Origin of the sequence: Streptomyces sp. NPDC024017 (assembly GCF_040638895.1) — a bacterium.
GTDB lineage: Bacteria > Actinomycetota > Actinomycetes > Streptomycetales > Streptomycetaceae > Streptomyces.
The window spans coordinates 1-16,382 of the sequence record NZ_JBEZYZ010000027.1; the positions used below are offsets into that span (position 1 = coordinate 1).

The 16,382-nt window shown below is 71.3% G+C and carries 15 protein-coding genes; 12 read left to right on the plus strand and 3 right to left on the minus strand.

The features are described from left to right. Positions 1-359 precede the first annotated feature (359 nt). The 3 genes from AB0G20_RS38975 to AB0G20_RS38985 form a co-directional block, all read right to left on the minus strand. Entirely contained in the window at positions 360-1,019 is a 660-nt protein-coding gene (locus AB0G20_RS38975; protein WP_283974152.1) for a response regulator transcription factor, read from the minus strand. Positions 1,020-1,248: 229 nt separating this feature from the next. Beyond that, positions 1,249-2,610, minus strand: a complete 1,362-nt coding sequence (locus AB0G20_RS38980; RefSeq protein ID WP_361311507.1) for a sensor domain-containing protein — start codon at positions 2,608-2,610, stop codon at positions 1,249-1,251. Between the two features lie 143 nt (positions 2,611-2,753). After that, positions 2,754-3,977: a sensor domain-containing protein gene (locus tag AB0G20_RS38985; protein ID WP_361311510.1), complete on the minus strand. Its 1,224-nt coding sequence runs from the start codon at positions 3,975-3,977 to the stop codon at positions 2,754-2,756. Between the two features lie 223 nt (positions 3,978-4,200). Here AB0G20_RS38985 and AB0G20_RS38990 point away from each other — a divergent pair, with 223 nt between their 5' ends. The 12 genes from AB0G20_RS38990 to AB0G20_RS39045 all read left to right on the plus strand — a co-directional run bounded on the left by AB0G20_RS38990 (position 4,201) and on the right by AB0G20_RS39045 (position 16,301). Further along, entirely contained in the window at positions 4,201-4,608 is a 408-nt protein-coding gene (locus AB0G20_RS38990; RefSeq protein ID WP_031116983.1) for an NADH-quinone oxidoreductase subunit A, read from the plus strand. Beyond that, positions 4,599-5,237 (plus strand): NADH-quinone oxidoreductase subunit B family protein, encoded by a 639-nt coding sequence (locus AB0G20_RS38995; protein ID WP_361311514.1) that lies wholly within the window; start codon positions 4,599-4,601, stop codon positions 5,235-5,237. Before AB0G20_RS38990 ends, AB0G20_RS38995 begins: the two co-directional genes overlap by 10 nt. Next, the gene (locus tag AB0G20_RS39000) at positions 5,234-6,973 is read left to right on the plus strand and encodes an NADH-quinone oxidoreductase subunit C (protein ID WP_361311517.1); all 1,740 of its coding nucleotides are present in this window, start codon (positions 5,234-5,236) and stop codon (positions 6,971-6,973) included. The genes AB0G20_RS38995 and AB0G20_RS39000 overlap by 4 nt, the downstream gene beginning before the upstream one ends. Next, positions 6,970-7,938 carry a complex I subunit 1 family protein gene (locus tag AB0G20_RS39005; protein ID WP_361311519.1) on the plus strand — a complete coding sequence of 323 codons (969 nt, stop codon included), beginning with the start codon at positions 6,970-6,972 and terminating at the stop codon, positions 7,936-7,938. The genes AB0G20_RS39000 and AB0G20_RS39005 overlap by 4 nt, the downstream gene beginning before the upstream one ends. Before the next feature lie 2 nt (positions 7,939-7,940). Then, a complete protein-coding gene (locus AB0G20_RS39010; protein ID WP_361311521.1) occupies positions 7,941-8,636 on the plus strand; it encodes an NADH-quinone oxidoreductase subunit I in 696 nt (231 codons plus the stop codon). Further along, entirely contained in the window at positions 8,633-9,304 is a 672-nt protein-coding gene (locus tag AB0G20_RS39015; RefSeq protein WP_361311524.1) for an NADH-quinone oxidoreductase subunit J, read from the plus strand. Before AB0G20_RS39010 ends, AB0G20_RS39015 begins: the two co-directional genes overlap by 4 nt. Beyond that, positions 9,304-9,702, plus strand: a complete 399-nt coding sequence (gene nuoK, locus AB0G20_RS39020; protein WP_361311526.1) for an NADH-quinone oxidoreductase subunit NuoK — start codon at positions 9,304-9,306, stop codon at positions 9,700-9,702. Before AB0G20_RS39015 ends, nuoK begins: the two co-directional genes overlap by 1 nt. Then, positions 9,699-11,693 carry an NADH-quinone oxidoreductase subunit L gene (locus tag AB0G20_RS39025; protein ID WP_361311529.1) on the plus strand — a complete coding sequence of 665 codons (1,995 nt, stop codon included), beginning with the start codon at positions 9,699-9,701 and terminating at the stop codon, positions 11,691-11,693. Before nuoK ends, AB0G20_RS39025 begins: the two co-directional genes overlap by 4 nt. 6 nt (positions 11,694-11,699) lie before the next feature. After that, entirely contained in the window at positions 11,700-13,274 is a 1,575-nt protein-coding gene (locus AB0G20_RS39030) for an NADH-quinone oxidoreductase subunit M (RefSeq protein WP_361311531.1), read from the plus strand. Continuing rightward, positions 13,271-14,794, plus strand: coding sequence for an NADH-quinone oxidoreductase subunit N (locus AB0G20_RS39035; RefSeq protein WP_361311534.1), 1,524 nt, complete (start codon positions 13,271-13,273; stop codon positions 14,792-14,794). Before AB0G20_RS39030 ends, AB0G20_RS39035 begins: the two co-directional genes overlap by 4 nt. A gap of 254 nt (positions 14,795-15,048) precedes the next feature. After that, positions 15,049-15,909: a zinc metalloprotease HtpX gene (htpX, locus tag AB0G20_RS39040; protein ID WP_361311537.1), complete on the plus strand. Its 861-nt coding sequence runs from the start codon at positions 15,049-15,051 to the stop codon at positions 15,907-15,909. Continuing rightward, positions 15,909-16,301, plus strand: coding sequence for a YccF domain-containing protein (locus tag AB0G20_RS39045; protein WP_361311540.1), 393 nt, complete (start codon positions 15,909-15,911; stop codon positions 16,299-16,301). Before htpX ends, AB0G20_RS39045 begins: the two co-directional genes overlap by 1 nt. Positions 16,302-16,382: the final 81 nt, after the last annotated feature.

A 16,382-nucleotide genomic window follows, 5' to 3' on the forward strand; every position in this document is an offset into this window, starting at 1 on the left:
GACGCGGTCTCCGAGGTGAAACGGTCACCGGTGAGCTGCATACCGTCACCCGAGTCCCCCGCGAACCTGATGATCACCCGGTCCAGGCGACGGACATCCTTCGCGCCCGCCGCTTTGCGCTGCTCTCCTAGGACTGCTTCGTCGGCCTGCTCCGCTGGGCTACTGACCTGGCTGGTCACTGAACTGGACCTCCCTCGAGGACGCTGTCCGGGACAGGCCTTCCCGCAGGCCCTCCCAGGATCAACCCTACGACCGCAAGGGTCGCCTTCCTTGTGTCATTCGCATCTTGGACACGACTTTGGGATGATCATGCGCTCGGACTTGTCCGGGTTTACCCGCACACCTCAAGTCGAGATGCATCAGGAGTTGAGGTACGTCAGCACGGCAAGCACCCTGCGGTGGTCCCCCTCGCTCGGGGACAGCCCCAGCTTCAGGAAGATGTTGCTGACGTGCTTCTCGACCGCCCCGTCGCTGACCACGAGCTGCCGTGCGATCGCCGAGTTCGTCCGCCCCTCGGCCATCAGCCCCAGCACCTCCCGCTCCCTCGGGGTGAGCCCCGCCAGCACGTCCTGCTTACGGCTGCGGCCCAGCAGCTGCGCGACCACCTCCGGGTCGAGCGCCGTACCGCCCTCGGCCACCCGCACCACCGCGTCCACGAACTCCCGCACCTCGGCCACCCGGTCCTTCAGCAGATAGCCGACACCCCGGCTGGAGCCCGCGAGCAGCTCCGTGGCGTAGCGCTCCTCCACGTACTGCGACAGCACCAGCACCCCGAGCCCCGGGTGCGCCTTGCGCAGCTGCACCGCCGCCCGCACTCCCTCGTCCGTGTGCGTCGGCGGCATCCGCACGTCCGCCACGACCACGTCGGGCAGCTCGCCCTGCGCATCCAGCTCCGTGATCGTCTTGATCAGTGCCTCGCCGTCACCCACACCGGCGACGACGTCGTGCCCGCGGTCGGTCAGCAACCGGGTCAGGCCCTCCCTGAGCAGCACTGAATCCTCGGCGATGACCACCCGCACCCTGTCCTCCACGATGTTCGGCCCCCCACAGCCCGATGCCGCCCGTCCGCGGCCCACAACGGCTCCGCGCCCACCCGTGCGACGGGTCCAGCATTTCAGGGTCGGGGGGTGCATGGGGTCGGGACCGGGTTCTTGACTGGCCGATCGGGTGGCGGGGGGGAAGCTTCGGGGCCGGAGGCGAGCGCCCCTGGCCCCGTCACTGCTCGCGGGGGCCGGGCCCCCGCCAGGATCACCGCACGTGCTCCCCGCGCCACGGCAACTCGGCGGTCACCCGGGTCGGCCCGCCCGCCGGCGAGTCCACCACCAGGATCCCGTCCACCGCGTCGAGCCGTTCCGCCAGCCCGGCCAGTCCGGATCCCTCGGACACATCGGCCCCGCCCACGCCGTTGTCCACGACCTGCAGCATCAGCCGGTTCGCCGTCCGCCACACCTCGACGCCCGCCCAGGTGGCCCGCGCGTGCTTGCTGACGTTCTGGAGCAGCTCCGACACCGTGAAGTACGCGATCCCCTCGATGGCCGGCGCCGGCCGCTCCGCCAGGTCGACCTCGACCTGCACCGGCACCGTGCACCGCGACGCCACCGCCGACAGCGCCGCGTCCAGCCCCCGGTCCGTCAGCACCGCCGGGTGGATCCCCCGGGCCAGGTCCCGGAGCTCCTGCAGCGCCGTCTTGACCTCGCCGTGGGCCTCGTCCACCATCCGCGCGGCCGCCTGCGGATCCTCCTGGAGCTTCTCCTTCGCCAGTCCCAGGTCCATCGCCAGCGCCACCAGCCGGGCCTGCGCCCCGTCGTGCAGGTCCCGCTCGATGCGCCGCAGGTCGGCGGCGGCCGTGTCCACCACGACCCCACGGTCCGACTCCAGCTCCACCACCCGCGAGGCCAGCCGCGACGGCCCGAGCAGCCCGTGCACCAGCAGCCGGTCCACCATCGTCAGCGCCCGCACGATCCACGGCGAGGCGATCGTGAACAGCAGACCCACCAGCGCGGTCACCGTGATCTCGAAGGGGTTGTCGAGGTAGATCCGGTGCGTCTCGTCGCCGTACAGCTGGATCCCTTCCTGACCGGCGTACACCGGGAACACCCAGAACCACAGCGGGTACGTCAGCAGCGCCCAGCCCAGCACCCACACGTTCACCGCGACGACGAACGAGAACACGGCCCAGGGCAGGTGCAGCACCGCGTACAGCAGGGCTCGCCACGAAGCGCCGCTCTTCAGGACGGCCCCCATCCACGCCATCGCGCCCGGCTTGGTCATCCGCAGCGGCTCCGGCTCGGCCACCTCCAGGCCCAGCAGCCCCCGCGCCCGCATCCGCTCCAGCGCCCCGAAGCCGCGGCACCCGGCGAGGGCCGCCGCCAGCACCGGCACACCGAGGAACGTGACGAGCAGTCCCGCCCCCAGCGACACCATCGTGACCGCGTAGGTGAACAGCAGGATGCTGATCGGCAGGCTGAGCAGCACATGGGTGAGCTCGAGCCAGGTGCGGCCCTCGACCGGCGCCCGCAGCGCGGCGGGCAGCCGGTGCCGCCGTTCGGTGCTCCCGGGGAACCCGGGCCCGCTGTCGAGCCCGTATCCCTGTCCGTACTCCGTGGCCATCGGCGCCGTCCTTCTCCTCGTCCCGCGGCTGTGCTCTCGTACCTCCACCCTGCTCCGCCGCAGGTCGGCGGACCATGGAGTCCGTCGGCGTCTTGGACGGGGGGTTTTCCCTACCTCCGGACCGGGCCCTGGCCGCGGGGTCGCTATCGGGCCGTGCCCGCGTCCGCGGAGTCCGTGCGGTTCCGCCACGGCAGTTCCGCCGTGACCGTCGTCGGGCCGCCCACGGGCGACTCCAGGACGAACAGCCCGTCGACGGCGTCCAGCCGGTCCGCCAGGCCCTTCATCCCCGTACCGCCGTCGAGGCTCGCGCCCCCGCCACCGTCGTCCCACACCTGAATGAGCAGCCGGGTGTTCGTCCGCCACACATCCACCGAGGCCGACTTCGCCCCGCTGTGCTTGCTGACGTTCTGCAGCAGCTCCGAGACGGTGAAGTAGGCGATGCCCTCGATGGCCGCGGCCGGCCGCTCCGGCAGATCGACCGTCACCTTCACCGGGACCGTGCAGCGCGAGGCGACCGAGGACAGGGCCGCGTCCAGGCCGCGGTCGGTCAGGACCGCCGGGTGGATGCCGCGTGCCAGGTCCCGCAGCTCCTGGAGCGCCAGCTTCACCTCGCCGTGCGCCTCCTCGACCATCGCCGCAGCCGCGTCAGGATCCTCCAGCACCTTCTCCTTGGCCAGGCCGAGCCCCATCGCCAGATTGACCAGCCGGGCCTGCGCCCCGTCGTGCAGATCCCGCTCGATGCGCCGCAGGTCGGCCGCGGCCGTGTCGACCACGACCCCCCGGTCCGACTCCAGCTCGGCGATCCGCCGCTCCAGTTCGTCGGAGGGCGACAGCAGCGCCCGCACCATGGCCCGGTCGGCGTTGGTCAGCCCCCGCGCGATGAACGGCAGCACCGGCCACAGCACGAACAGCGAGGTCAGCGCGACGGTGAAGGTGAGGACACCCCACGGCAGCCGGATGAACTCGTACAGGGCCGTGCGCCAGCCCACCGGGTCCTTCAGCTGCATCCACAGCCGCTGGAAGAAGCCGCCCCCGCCACGCATCCGCAGTCGGCTCGGCTCCTCGATCCGCACCCCGAGCAGCGCCCGGGCCCGCGCCCGCTCCAGCCTGCCCAACTGCCGCGCCCCCACGAGTCCGGCCGCGAGGAGCGGGAACCCGATCACCGTGACGGTCAGCCCGAAACCGGTGGAGAACACCGTCACGACATAGGTGAAACCGAGCAGCGCGACCGGAAGGTTGGCCAGCAGGTGCGCGATCTCTTTCCAGGTGTGCCGGTCATAGGCGAGCCGGGCCGGTGGAGGACGGTCGTCCGGCCCGGCGGCCGCCCGGGCCGCCGTGGTGCCCGAGGACGGGATGCGTTGGGTCATATGCGCTAGCGTGCCCGGCGGCGGGCGACGGCGCCATGAGGTGGACCGCCAGGATCAACTGAGGAAAACCCCACCCCCGCATGCCGGGCCGTGACGGGCTGCTTACCCTGCCTTTATCAGGGCCTAGACTCCCGTGCGTACAGATCGTCGAACGGCGGCGCCCCAGTGAGCCGCAGCATCGTCGCAGGATCCAGGTCCGAGTTTCAGGGAGCGAGGGACGGACGTGCCGGAACCGACCGTCGTCACCACGACCGTCGTCGCGGCGGACTACTTCCAGTCCTATTCGGTCGTCGGACTGCTCGCCGTCGTCGGCGTGCTGTTCGTCGCCGTCGCCTTCGGGGCCGGGCGCCTGCTGCGGCCCGTGGTCCCCACCCCCGAGAAGCTCCTGACGTACGAGTGCGGCGTCGACCCCGTCGGAGAGGGCTGGGCCCACACCCAGGTCCGCTACTACGTGTACGCCTTCCTCTACGTGATCTTCGCCGTCGACTCGATCTTCCTGTTCCCCTGGGCGACGGTCTTCGCCGCCCCCGGCTACGGCGCGACGACCCTGGTCGAGATGTTCATCTTCCTCGGCTTCCTGGCCGTCGGCCTGCTCTACGCATACAAGAAGGGCGTCCTGACATGGACGTGAACCCCTCGGCGCCCGAGCCCGTCCTGCTGCCCGAGCCCAAGCGGCTGGGCGCCCTGGCCCGCCTCGCCCCCGAGCCCATGAAGGTCATCCTCAACTGGGGCCGCCGCTACTCGCTCTGGGTCTTCAACTTCGGCCTCGCCTGCTGCGCGATCGAGTTCATCGCCGCCTCGATGGCCCGCCACGACTTCATCCGTCTCGGCGTCATCCCGTTCGCCCCGGGCCCGCGCCAGGCCGACCTGATGGTGGTCTCCGGCACGGTCACGGACAAGATGGCCCCGGCCGTGAAGCGCCTCTACGAGCAGATGCCGGAGCCCAAGTACGTCATCTCCTTCGGCGCGTGCAGCAACTGCGGAGGCCCCTACTGGGACTCGTACTCCGTCACCAAGGGCGTCGACCAGATCATCCCCGTCGACGTCTACGTCCCCGGCTGCCCACCCCGGCCCGAGGCGCTGCTCCAGGGCATCCTCAAGCTCCAGGAGAAGATCGCCCGCGAGTCGCTTGGGGAGCGGTACGGCAGCGGTGCGGGCCGTCCTTCGGCGGCGGCCCTGCAGAGCGGTCTGGTGCAGCCGCCGGCGCCCGCCCCGGCCCCCGCCCCGGGCTCCGACTCGACGCCGGGGGAGGGACGATGACCGCCGTCGGCTGGCTGCCCTCCGACGCCGAGGAGCTCTTCGGCCCGGACGCCACGGCCGAGGAGTCCTACGAGGTCCTGACCGTCGACGTGCCCCCGGCCGCCTGGATCACCGCCCTGGAGACCGCCCGCGACCGGCTCGGCTGCACCTACTTCGACTGGCTGAGCGCGGTCGACGAACCGGGCACGGGCTTCCGCGTCACGGCCCACGTCGCCGCCCTCTCGCCCGTACGACGCCTCCTCCTGCGCACGACCGTCCCGCACGAGGCCGCCACCCTGCCCTCGGCGGTCGACGTCTACGCGGGTGCCGCCTGGCACGAGCGCGAGACGTACGAGATGTTCGGCGTCACCTTCGAGGGCCACCCGGCGCTGGACCACCTGCTCCTGCCCGAGAACTTCGAAGGCCACCCCCTGCGCAAGGACTTCGTCCTCGCCGCCCGCGTCGCCAAGGCCTGGCCCGGCGCGAAGGAACCGGGCGAGTCGGAACACGGCGGCCCCAAGCGCCGCCAGATGCTCCCACCCGGCGTCCCCGACCCCAACGAATGGGGCCCCCTCAAGGGCCAACTCCCTCCGGCCCCCGCCCGAGGCGCGGGCCGGGCAGCGGGCGAACGCCCCGCCCGAGGCGCAGCACGCCCTGCGGGAGAACGCCCGGTACGACGCACCCGCTCGGCATCGGAGGGCTCGACGAGCCAGCCCGCCGCCGGTACGGAGACCCCGACTGCTCCACGCCGTGCGCGTACGGCGGGTGAGGGCTCGGCGAGCCAGTCTGCTGCGGGTGCGGAGGCTCCGGCTGCTGCGCGGCGTGCGCGTACGGCGGGTGAGGGTTCGGTGAGTCAGTCTGCTGCGGGTGGGGAGGCTCCGGCTGCTGCGCGCCGTGCTCGTACGGCTGCTGAAGGCTCGGCGAGCCAGTCCACGCCCGGCGAGCCGACCGCTCCGGCCCCGACGGGACCGCGGCGCAACCGCTCGGCGTCGCAGGGTTCGGCGAGCCAGCAGCCCAGCGACCCGGCATCCCCGACGCCGGGTTCTGGGTCCCCGACGACGGGCCCGGAGGCCGCGTCGCCGGGTTCCGCATCCCCGGCCTCCGGGCCCGAGCCCGCGACGCCCGGTTCGGAACCAGCGGCGACCGGTTCCGGGACCCCGGCCCCCGGTCCCGAGACCGCGACGCCCGATTCCGCATCCCCGGCCCCCGGTCCCGAGACCGCGACGCCCGATTCCGGAGCAGCGGCGACCGATTCCGCGACCCCGACGACCGGTTCGGGGCCGTCGGCCGCTGAGGTCGGCCACCCGGCCCCACCGGCGGGACCGCGCCGGGCGCGCAGCGCATCGGAGGGCAGCGCGAGCCAGAGGCCCGGGGCCGACCACGGCGACAGCCGGCCAGGCAGGGCTTCGAGCACGCCGCGCAGCTCGGACGCCCCCTGGCACCACGCCCGTCCGGCCTTCGACGAACCGGCTCCCGAACCGTCGCCGGAGGCAGCGCCGTTGCCGGCTTCAGAGCCGTCGGGTGGGTCACAGACCTCCGAGCCCGCGGACAACCCGGAGTCCTCGGACAGCCCGGAGTCCTCGGACAGCCCCGAGGCACTGGACGCCCCCGAGACCCCGGACACCCCGGGCACTCCGAAGTCGGCGAACAATCCGAAGCCGACGGGCGACAACGCGAAGTCCACCGAAAACCCTGACCGCCCTGATAACCCTGACAAGCCCGAGGACCCAGAGGACCCCGCAGGAGGCCCGCAGTGAACGACGTGCTCGACGTCGCCCTGCGACTCCTGGGCGTCTTCGTCGTCTTCCTCACCTTCCCTCTGGTCATCGGCCAGACCGAACACAAGGTGATGGCCCACATGCAGGGCCGCCTCGGCCCCATGTACGCCGGCGGCTTCCATGGCTGGGCCCAGCTGATCGCCGACGGCGTGAAGTTCGCGCAGAAGGAGGACGTCGTCCCCGCGGGCGCCGACCGCCGCATCTTCCAACTGGCCCCCGCCGTCGCCCTCCTGCCCTACCTCCTCGTCCTGCTCGCCATTCCCATCGGCCCCGGCGAGGGAGCCGTCGGCCAGGTCATCGACGCGGGCGTCTTCTTCGTCCTGGCCGTCATGGGCGTCGGCGTCCTCGGCTCGCTCATGGCCGGCTGGGCGTCCGCGAACAAGTTCTCCCTGCTCGGAGGCCTGCGCACCGCCGCCCAGCTCCTCGCCTACGAACTGCCGATGCTCCTGACGGCCGCCTCCGTGGCGATGGCGGCCGGCACCGTCTCCCTCACCGGCATCCTCGACGCCTTCGAGTGGTGGTGGCTGCCCTGGCAGATCGTCGGCGCCATCGTCTTCTTCGTGGCCGGTCTCGCCGAACTCCAGCGCCCGCCCTTCGACATGCCCGTCGCCGACTCGGAGATCATCTTCGGCGCGTACACCGAGTACACCGGCCTCCGTTTCGCTCTGTTCCTCCTCGCCGAGTACGCCGGGATCGTCGTCCTGTGCGGCCTGACCACCGTCCTCTTCCTGGGCGGCTGGCACGGCCCCTGGGGCGCCGACGGCCTCGGCTGGGTCTGGACCCTGCTGAAGGCAGCCGTCCTCGCCTTCCTCGTGATCTGGCTGCGCGTCACCTACCCCCGCCTGCGCGAGGACCAGCTCCAGAAGCTCTCCTGGACGCTCCTCGTCCCCCTCTCCCTCGCCCAGATCGCCCTCACCGGCATCGTCAAGGTGGTGATCCAGTAACCATGGCCCCCATTCCTGGCAGTGGCCTCGCCAAGGGCCTGGCCGTCACCCTCCGCACGATGACGAAGAAGTCCGTCACCGCGCAGTACCCGGACGCCCAGCCCGATCTCCCGCCCCGCACCCGGGGTGTGATCGGCCTGTTCGAGGAGAACTGCACGGTCTGCATGCTGTGCGCCCGCGAGTGCCCCGACTGGTGCATCTACATCGACTCCCACAAGGAGACGGTCCCGGCCGCGACCCCGGGTGGCCGCGAGCGCAGCCGCAACGTGCTCGACCGCTTCGCCATCGACTTCTCCCTGTGCATGTACTGCGGTATCTGCATCGAGGTCTGTCCTTTCGACGCCCTGTTCTGGTCCCCTGAGTTCGAGTACGCCGAGACCGACATCCGCGAGCTCACCCACGAGCGCGACAAGCTCCGCGAGTGGATGTGGACCGTCCCGGCCCCGCCGGCGCTCGACCCCGGCGCGGAGGAACCGAAGGAACTCGTCACCGCCCGCAAGACCGCCGACAAACTCGCCGCCCAGCAGGCCCCGCCGGCCACGGAACCCCACGCCGACGAGCAGGCCCGCGCCGCCGAGCAGCCCACCCGGCCGCAGGGCGACTCCAAGCAGCAGACCGACCAGCCGAAGCCGGGTCAGTCGACGCCGGGTCACCAAACGCCGGATCGCCCCAAGCCGGGGCAGGAGGGCTCGGAATGACCCTCGCCGCAACCGCCGCTCTCCTCGCGACAGGCCCGACCACCGGGGCCGCCGCCGATACCCACGGTTTCCTCTCCCCGACCGGCGTCGAGATCGCCTTCCTCCTCGTCGGCCTGGTCACCTTCGGCGCCGCGCTCGTCACCGTCACCACCCGGCAACTGGTGCACGCCGCCCTGTGGCTGGTGGTCACCCTCGGTGGCCTCGCTGTCGAGTACCTCCTGCTCACCGCCGAGTTCATCGCCTGGGTGCAGGTCCTCATCTATGTCGGTTCCGTCGTCGTCCTCCTCCTGTTCGGACTGATGCTCACCAGGGCCCCCATCGGCCGCTCCCCGGACGCCGACTCAGGCAACCGCTGGGCCGCCCTCACCGTGGCCGTCGTCGCTGCCGCCGCCCTGGTCTGGGTCGTCGTCGACGCGTTCCGCACGACCTGGATCGACCTGGACGGCCCCGCCGCCGGCTCCACCGAGGCCACCGGCGCGAGCCTCTTCCAGAACTGGGTCCTCCCCTTCGAGGCCCTCTCCGTCCTCCTCCTCGCCGCCCTGGTCGGCGCGATCGTCCTGTCCCGCAAGTCGAAGGCGGAGTCGAGCTCTCCCCCTGTGAACTCACGAGGCACCACCAAGAGTTCCCGAACGGTCACAGAGAGTTCCGAGAAGGAAGGCGGCCGCTGATGCACCTCGCCTATCCCGCCGTGCTCTCCGCCCTCCTCTTCTGCACGGGCCTGTACGGCGTCCTCGCCCGCCGCAACGCGATCCTGGTCCTGATGTCGGTCGAGCTGATGCTCAACGCCGTCAACCTCAACCTGGTCGCCTTCGACGTCTGGCTCAGCAGGACCGCCGAGGAGACCCTGCACTCCGGCCAGGCCCTGACCCTGTTCACCATCGCCATCGCCGCCGCCGAGATCGGCATCGGCCTGGCGATCGTCCTCGCCGTCCACCGCAACCGCGGCACCTCGGACATCGACAAGCTCCGCGACACCGCCGAACGGCACGACCCCGACGACCCCGACCACGACGCCCGCACGGCCGAGCAGTCCGACGAGGCCCAGAAGGCTGAGGCCACCGCGTGACCACGACCACCCTCGCCGTCCTCGTCCCCCTCCTTCCGTTCCTCGGCGCCGCCGCCGGCCTGCTCCTCGGCCGCACGGCACCCGGCTTCGTCCGCCCGCTCGCCGTCCTGCCGACGCTCACCTCCCTGGTGCTCGCCGCGCTGGTCGCCGTACGCCAGGGCGGCGACGCGGCCGTCGACTCGGCCACGGAACTCACCCCCACCGGCTCGGTCCCGATCGAGCTCGCCCTGCACATCGACGGCTTCGCCGCCCTCGTCGCGGTCCTGGTGGGCCTGGTGGCCTCCTGCGTGCAGATCTACTCGACGGGCTACCTGCGCGACGACCCGCGTTACCCCTCCTACGCCGCCCTCGTCTCGCTGTTCACCGCCGCGATGTTCCTCGTCGTCTACTCCGGCGACCTGATCGTGCTGCTGGTCGGCTGGGAAGTCATGGGCATCTGCTCCTACTTCCTGGTCGGCCACTACTGGGAGACCCCGGAGGCCCGCGCCGCCTCCCTCAAGGCCTTCCTGGTCACCAAGCTCGGCGACGTCCCCTTCCTCATCGGCCTGTTCGCCCTGGCCACCGACGCCGGTTCGTTCCGCATCACCCGGATCCTCGGCACCGTCGCGAGCGGCGGGCTCGACCACCCGACGCTGATCGCCCTGCTGCTCCTGGCGGGCGTAGCGGGCAAGTCGGCGCAGTTCCCGCTGCACACCTGGCTGCCCGACGCGATGGCGGGCCCGACGCCCGTCTCCGCGCTGATCCACGCCGCGACGATGGTCGCCGCCGGTGTCTACTTCATCGCCCGTCTCCTTCCGGTCTTCGAGGCCTCCCAGGCCGCGATGGTCGTCCTCGCCGTCATGGCCGCCGTCACGATGACCGGCTCGGCGCTCGCCGCGCTCGCCCAGGACGACATCAAGCGCGTCCTCGCCTACTCGACGATCGGCCAGCTCGGCTACATGACCGGCGCCCTCGCCGTCGGCGACCGCGGCGCCGCCGTCTTCCACCTCCTGTCCCACGGTGCCTTCAAGGCGCTGCTGTTCCTCGCCGCGGGCGTGATCATCCACGCCGCGGGCACCAACTCGCTCGCCGCCATGTCACGCATGCGCGACCTGCGCGACCGCGTCCCCGACGCCTACTGGACGATGACCGTGGCGCTGCTCGCGCTCGCCGCGATCCCGCCGTTCAGCGGCTTCTTCTCCAAGGAGGCCGTCCTCGGGGTCGCCGAGCACGTCGTCACCGGCCACACCGAGCACGCCCCCGCCGCCGCGGGCTGGATCGTCCTCGTCGCCGGCCTGCTCACGGCCGTGCTCACCGCCGCCTACGCGATGCGCCTGTGGCTGCTGGCCTTCCGGGGCCGGGGCATCGAAGCCCCCGACCACGGCAGGCAGCCGCTGACGATGACCGTCGTGCTGTGGGTCCTCGCAGCCCCGTCCCTGGCCCTCGGCGGGTTCGCGTTCCGCCTGCTGCCCGACTGGTTCGACGGCCGTGACCTCAGCCCGACCCTGACCACCTCCGTGCTCGGCACGGGCGTGGCCCTGGTCGGCGGCATCGTCACCTACGCCGCCTGGCGGCACACCACCGCGCTCACCGCCCGCGTCCCGCTCGGCGCGGTCGCGGCCCACCCGGAGGGCGACGCCGCCCAGGTCGAGGCGGAGGCCATCGCCACGCACGAGCCGGCCTACGGGGACATCGCCTATGCACCGGACCCCGCAGACCCGGGTCGACTGCTGCTCGGCCCCCTGCACCGGCACGCGGCCGCCGGCTTCCACCTGGACGCCGTGTACTCGGCCCTGTTCGTCCGGCCCGTCCAGGCCGGAGCGAGCCTCGTCCGGTTCCTCGACCGCGAGGTCGTGGAGACCTACGTCCGTGGTGCGGGTGCGCTGCCCCGCTGGCTCGGCGCCGCCGTACGGCGCGCCCAGACCGGCAACGTCCAGACCTATGTGAGCGCGCTGCTCGCCGGCACCGTCGTCCTCGCGGTCGCCGCCGTCCTCGTCGCCACGGGAGCGTGAGCAGGCGTGATCGATATCAACGAGTCCGTGATGCAGTTCCTTCTGGCGTTCGTCGTCGTCGGCCCGCTCCTCGGCGCCGCCGCGGCTCTCCTGCCTGCCCCGCCCGGGCTGAAGGGGAAGTCGCCCGAGCAGGCCGTACTCCGGCACGGCGTCACCGTCACCGGCGCGGTCCTCATCGCGGCGATCGTCCTCGCGCTCGGCTTCGACCATGACCAGCCGTCGAAGATGCAGGCCAGCACCGACATCAGCTGGATCCCCGCACTCGACGTACGCATCCATCTCGGCATCGACGGCATCTCCCTCCCCCTTCTGGTCCTGACCGCGCTGCTGACCTTCCTCTGCGCGCTCTACTCGTACTTCAAGATGCCCGAGGGGCCGACCCCGAAGGCCTTCGTCGCCCTGCTGCTCGTCCTCGAGTCGGGCACGCTCGCGACCTTCGCCGTCCTCGACCTCGTGCTGTTCTTCCTCGCCTTCGAGATGGTTCTCATCCCGATGTACTTCCTCATCGCCCGCTGGGGCGGTGAAGGACGGAGCCAGGCCGCCTGGCGATTCATCCTCTACACGCTGCTCGGCTCCGTGGTCATGCTGCTCGGCCTGCTCATGATCGGGATCAAGGCGGGCACGTTCGACATGATGGCACTCGCCACTGACAACGGCCGGTCGCTGAGCACATCCGTGCAGGTCATCGCCGTTCTGGCGATCGGGATCGGGCTCGCGGTCAAGACGCCGATGTGGCCGCTGCACAGCTGGTTGCCCGATGCCCACACCGCCGCGCCGACCGTCGGCTCGGTCCTCCTGGCCGGTGTCCTACTGAAGATGGGTACGTACGGATTCGTCCGGATCCTGCTCCCCATCGCACCGGACGGCTTCCGCATCTTCGCGCCCTACCTCGCCGCCCTGGCCGTCGTCGGCATCATCTACGGATCGCTGGCCTGTCTGGCCCTCGCCAAGCAGGGCGCGAAGGGCGACCTCAAGCGCCTCATCGCCTACTCCTCCGTCGGCCACATGGGCTTCGTCCTGCTCGGCATCGCCACGATGACCCCGACCGGCGTGAACGGCGCCCTGTTCGCCAACATCGCCCACGGCCTCATCACCGGCCTGCTCTTCTTCCTGGTCGGCGCCCTGAAGGACCGCACCGGCACGACCGACCTCGACAGCCTCGCCGAGGAGACCGGAGCCGCCCTCTACGGCAAGGCCCCGCGCCTGGGCGGCCTGCTCGCCTTCGCCGCCGTCGCCTCGCTCGGCCTGCCGGGCCTGGCCGGCTTCTGGGGCGAGATGCTGGCCCTGTTCGGCGCGTTCCAGCCGGCGGAGGGCCTCAGCCGTCCCGCCTTCCTCACTTTCATGGCGATCGGCGCGTTCGGCACGTTGCTCACGGCCGCGTACCTGCTGATCGTGGTCCGCCGCGTCTGCATGGGCGCCCTGCCCCAGGACGCCCCCAAGCTCACCGACGTGCGCTCCTACGAGTTCGCGGCGTGGACCCCGCTCGTCGTCCTCACCGTCGTCGCGGGCCTGTGGCCCAAGGCTCTCCTCGGCCTGAGCGACCCGGCCGTCCAGCAGCTCCTCGCAGGAGGCACCCGATGAGCTCCCCGGCCCAGCCCCTCGCGGCGTCGCTGGTCCAGTCCGTCGACTGGCTCGCCATCGCGCCGCCCACCATCGCGGCGGTCGTCGGACTCGTCGTCCTGGTCGCCGACCTGTTCGTCGCCGAGCACCGCAAGGCCCTGCTCGGCTGGACATCGGTGGCGGGCCTGGCCGCCGCCACGGCGATGCTGCTGCCCCTGCTGGACGGCGACCGCAGCACCTTCTGCCTGACCGGCGACGCCGCCGTGTGCAGCTACACGGCCGACCGGTTCACCGTGGTCATCCAGTTCCTGGTCCTCGGCGGCGCCCTGCTCGCCGCCCTCCTGTCGGTCACCGCGCTGAAGGACGCCCGCAAGGAACTCCCCGAAGGCGAGTACTGGTTCCTGCTGCTGTCCTCCGCGGCCGGCGCCGCCCTGCTTCCCGCCTCCCGCGACCTCGCCACCCTGATCGTCGCCCTGGAGGTCGCCTCCCTGCCCGCCTTCGCGCTGGTCGGCCTGCGGTACGGCGACCGGAAGTCCTCCGAAGCGGCCCTCAAGTTCTTCCTGTCCTCGGTCACCGCGACCGCGGTCAGCCTCATGGGCATCAGCTTCGTGTACGCCACCACGGGCACCCTCTACCTCACCCAGGTCGCCGACCGTATCCAGGACGTCGACGGGCAGTTCCACACGCTCGCCCAGACCGGCGTCGTCCTCACCCTCGTCGGCTTCGCCTTCAAGACGGCCGCCGTGCCCTTCCACTTCTGGGTGCCCGACACCTACGTGGGGGCGCCTCTGCCGATCGCGGCCTACCTGTCGGTCATCGGCAAGGCGGTCGGCTTCAGCGGCCTGATCCTCGTCACCGTCGTGGCCCTCCCGTCGTACGCCGACGTCTGGGGCCCGGCCCTCGCGGCCCTGGCCGCGCTCACCATGACCGTGGGCAACGCCGGAGCCCTGCGTCAGCAGGCCACGCGCGCGTACAGCGCGGTACGCCTGCTCGCCTGGTCCTCCGTCGGCCAGGCCGGCTACCTCCTGGTGCCGATCGCCGCCGCCGCGTACTCCGGGGACGCCGAGAAGTCGATCGGCTCCACCGTGGCCTACGCCCTGATGTACGGCGCCGTGAACCTCGGCGCCTTCGCCGTGGCCGCGCTGGTCGGCCGGACGAAGACCCTGAACCGCGTCGCCGACTACCGCGGCCTGTACGCCTCCAGCCCCCTGTCCGCGCTCCTCCTGGCGTTCTTCCTGCTGTGCCTCGCCGGGCTGCCGCCGGGCATCATCGGCCTCTTCGCCAAGGTCACCGTCTTCTCGGCGGCCGTCGACGCCGGCCTCGGCTGGCTGGCCGTGGTCATGGCCGTCAACGTCGTCATCGCGCTGTTCTACTACCTCCAGTGGACGGCCCTGCTCTTCCGCGCCCCCGAGGGCGAACCCGAGAGGCACCGCGTCCCCGGCCCGGTCGCCGCCGCGATCGCTCTGACCGGTGTCCTCGGCATCGCCCTGTCCGGAGCACCCCAGCTGGTCCTGCGCTTCACCGACACCGGGCTCTTCTGAACGAACCGGGCTCGCCGGGATACCGGCCGCTTTACACCGCGCGCGTGGGGCACCCGCTCCCACGCGCGCGTGCCGCTTCCCGGAGCCGTCACCCGGACGGTCCACACCCGCCGCCGCACGCACAAGGGAACTAGAGCCTCCCGCTTGGCGTTGACCAGTACGGGAGGGTCCACTGGACGTGAGAACGCGCCACCAGTGGCACCGCAGATTCAGCAAGCAAAGGTCCCCCTGCCGCACCACTTGGAGGGCGCACCGTGCACCGCCGGCACAACGGGCTCAGGACAGCGATCCTCCTGGGAGGACTGTCCGCACTCATCATCGTCATCGGCAGCTTCTTCGGCCGTATGGGGCTCGTCATCGCCGTCCTGGTCGCACTGGCCACCAACGCGTACGCGTACTGGAACAGCGACAAACTGGCACTGCGTGCGATGCGCGCCCGCCCGGTGAGCGAGTTCGAGGCCCCGGCTCTCTACCGCATGGTCCGCGAGCTCTCCACCCAGGCCCGCCAGCCCATGCCGCGCCTGTACATCTCGCCGACGGAGGCACCCAACGCCTTCGCCACCGGCCGCAACCCACGCAACGCCGCGGTGTGCTGCACCGACGGCATCCTGCGGTTGCTGGACGAGCGCGAGCTGCGCGGCGTCATCGGCCACGAACTCAGCCACGTCTACAACCGCGACATCCTCATCTCGTCGGTTGCCGGCGCCCTCGCCTCCGTCATCATGTTCCTGGTCAACTTCGCCTGGCTGATCCCCATCGGACGCTCGGACGACGATGACGGCCCCGGTCTGCTCGGCATGCTGCTGATCATGATCCTGGGCCCGCTCGCCGCCTCGGTCATCCAGCTGGCCATCAGCCGGTCCCGTGAGTACCAGGCGGACGCCTCCGGTGCCCGGCTCACAGGCGACCCGCTCGCCCTGGCCAGTGCCCTGCGCAAGCTCGAACTGGGCACGAAGCAGCTCCCGCTGCCGCCCGAGCCGCGCATCGAGACCGCCAGTCACATGATGATCGCGAACCCGTTCCGGCCCGGCCAGGGCCTCTCGAAGATGTTCTCCACACACCCGCCGATGGCGGAACGTATCGCCCGGCTCGAGAAGATGGCAGGTGGGAATTAGTGAGGACCATTCTCAACGTCATATGGCTCGTCCTGAGCGGCTTCTGGCTGTTCCTCGCCTACATGCTCGCGGGCCTGCTCCTCTGCATCACGATCATCGGCATCCCGTTCGGCATCGCGGCCTTCCGTATCGGCGTCTACGCCCTGTGGCCCTTCGGGTACACGACCATCGAGCGCCATGACGCGGGCGGGCCGTCCTGTGTGGGCAACGTGCTGTGGCTGGTCCTCGCGGGCTGGTGGCTCGCCCTCGGCCATATCGCCACCGGCATCGCCCTGTGCGTCACGATCATCGGCATCCCGCTGGGCATCGCCAACTTCAAGCTCATCCCGGTCTCGTTGCTCCCACTCGGCCGCGACATCGTGCGGACGGACGAGCCGTTCGCGGTGCGCTGACGGAGGGGCTCGTCCCCTCCCATTTCCACAGGCCGGTGGTTGTCCACAGGCCCGCCCGGCTGTCACCGGCGGCCTGCATGA

What these genes read in the sequence shown, in the direction of transcription:
- AB0G20_RS38980 (WP_361311507.1), bottom strand. Translation starts at nt 2,610, where the DNA reads ATGGCCACGGAGTACGGACAGGGATACGGGCTCGACAGCGGGCCCGGG.
- AB0G20_RS38985 (WP_361311510.1), bottom strand. Translation starts at nt 3,977, where the DNA reads ATGACCCAACGCATCCCGTCCTCGGGCACCACGGCGGCCCGGGCGGCC.
- AB0G20_RS38995 (WP_361311514.1), top strand. Translation starts at nt 4,599, where the DNA reads ATGGACGTGAACCCCTCGGCGCCCGAGCCCGTCCTGCTGCCCGAGCCC.
- AB0G20_RS39000 (WP_361311517.1), top strand. Translation starts at nt 5,234, where the DNA reads ATGACCGCCGTCGGCTGGCTGCCCTCCGACGCCGAGGAGCTCTTCGGC.
- AB0G20_RS39010 (WP_361311521.1), top strand. Translation starts at nt 7,941, where the DNA reads ATGGCCCCCATTCCTGGCAGTGGCCTCGCCAAGGGCCTGGCCGTCACC.
- AB0G20_RS39015 (WP_361311524.1), top strand. Translation starts at nt 8,633, where the DNA reads ATGACCCTCGCCGCAACCGCCGCTCTCCTCGCGACAGGCCCGACCACC.
- nuoK (WP_361311526.1), top strand. Translation starts at nt 9,304, where the DNA reads ATGCACCTCGCCTATCCCGCCGTGCTCTCCGCCCTCCTCTTCTGCACG.
- AB0G20_RS39035 (WP_361311534.1), top strand. Translation starts at nt 13,271, where the DNA reads ATGAGCTCCCCGGCCCAGCCCCTCGCGGCGTCGCTGGTCCAGTCCGTC.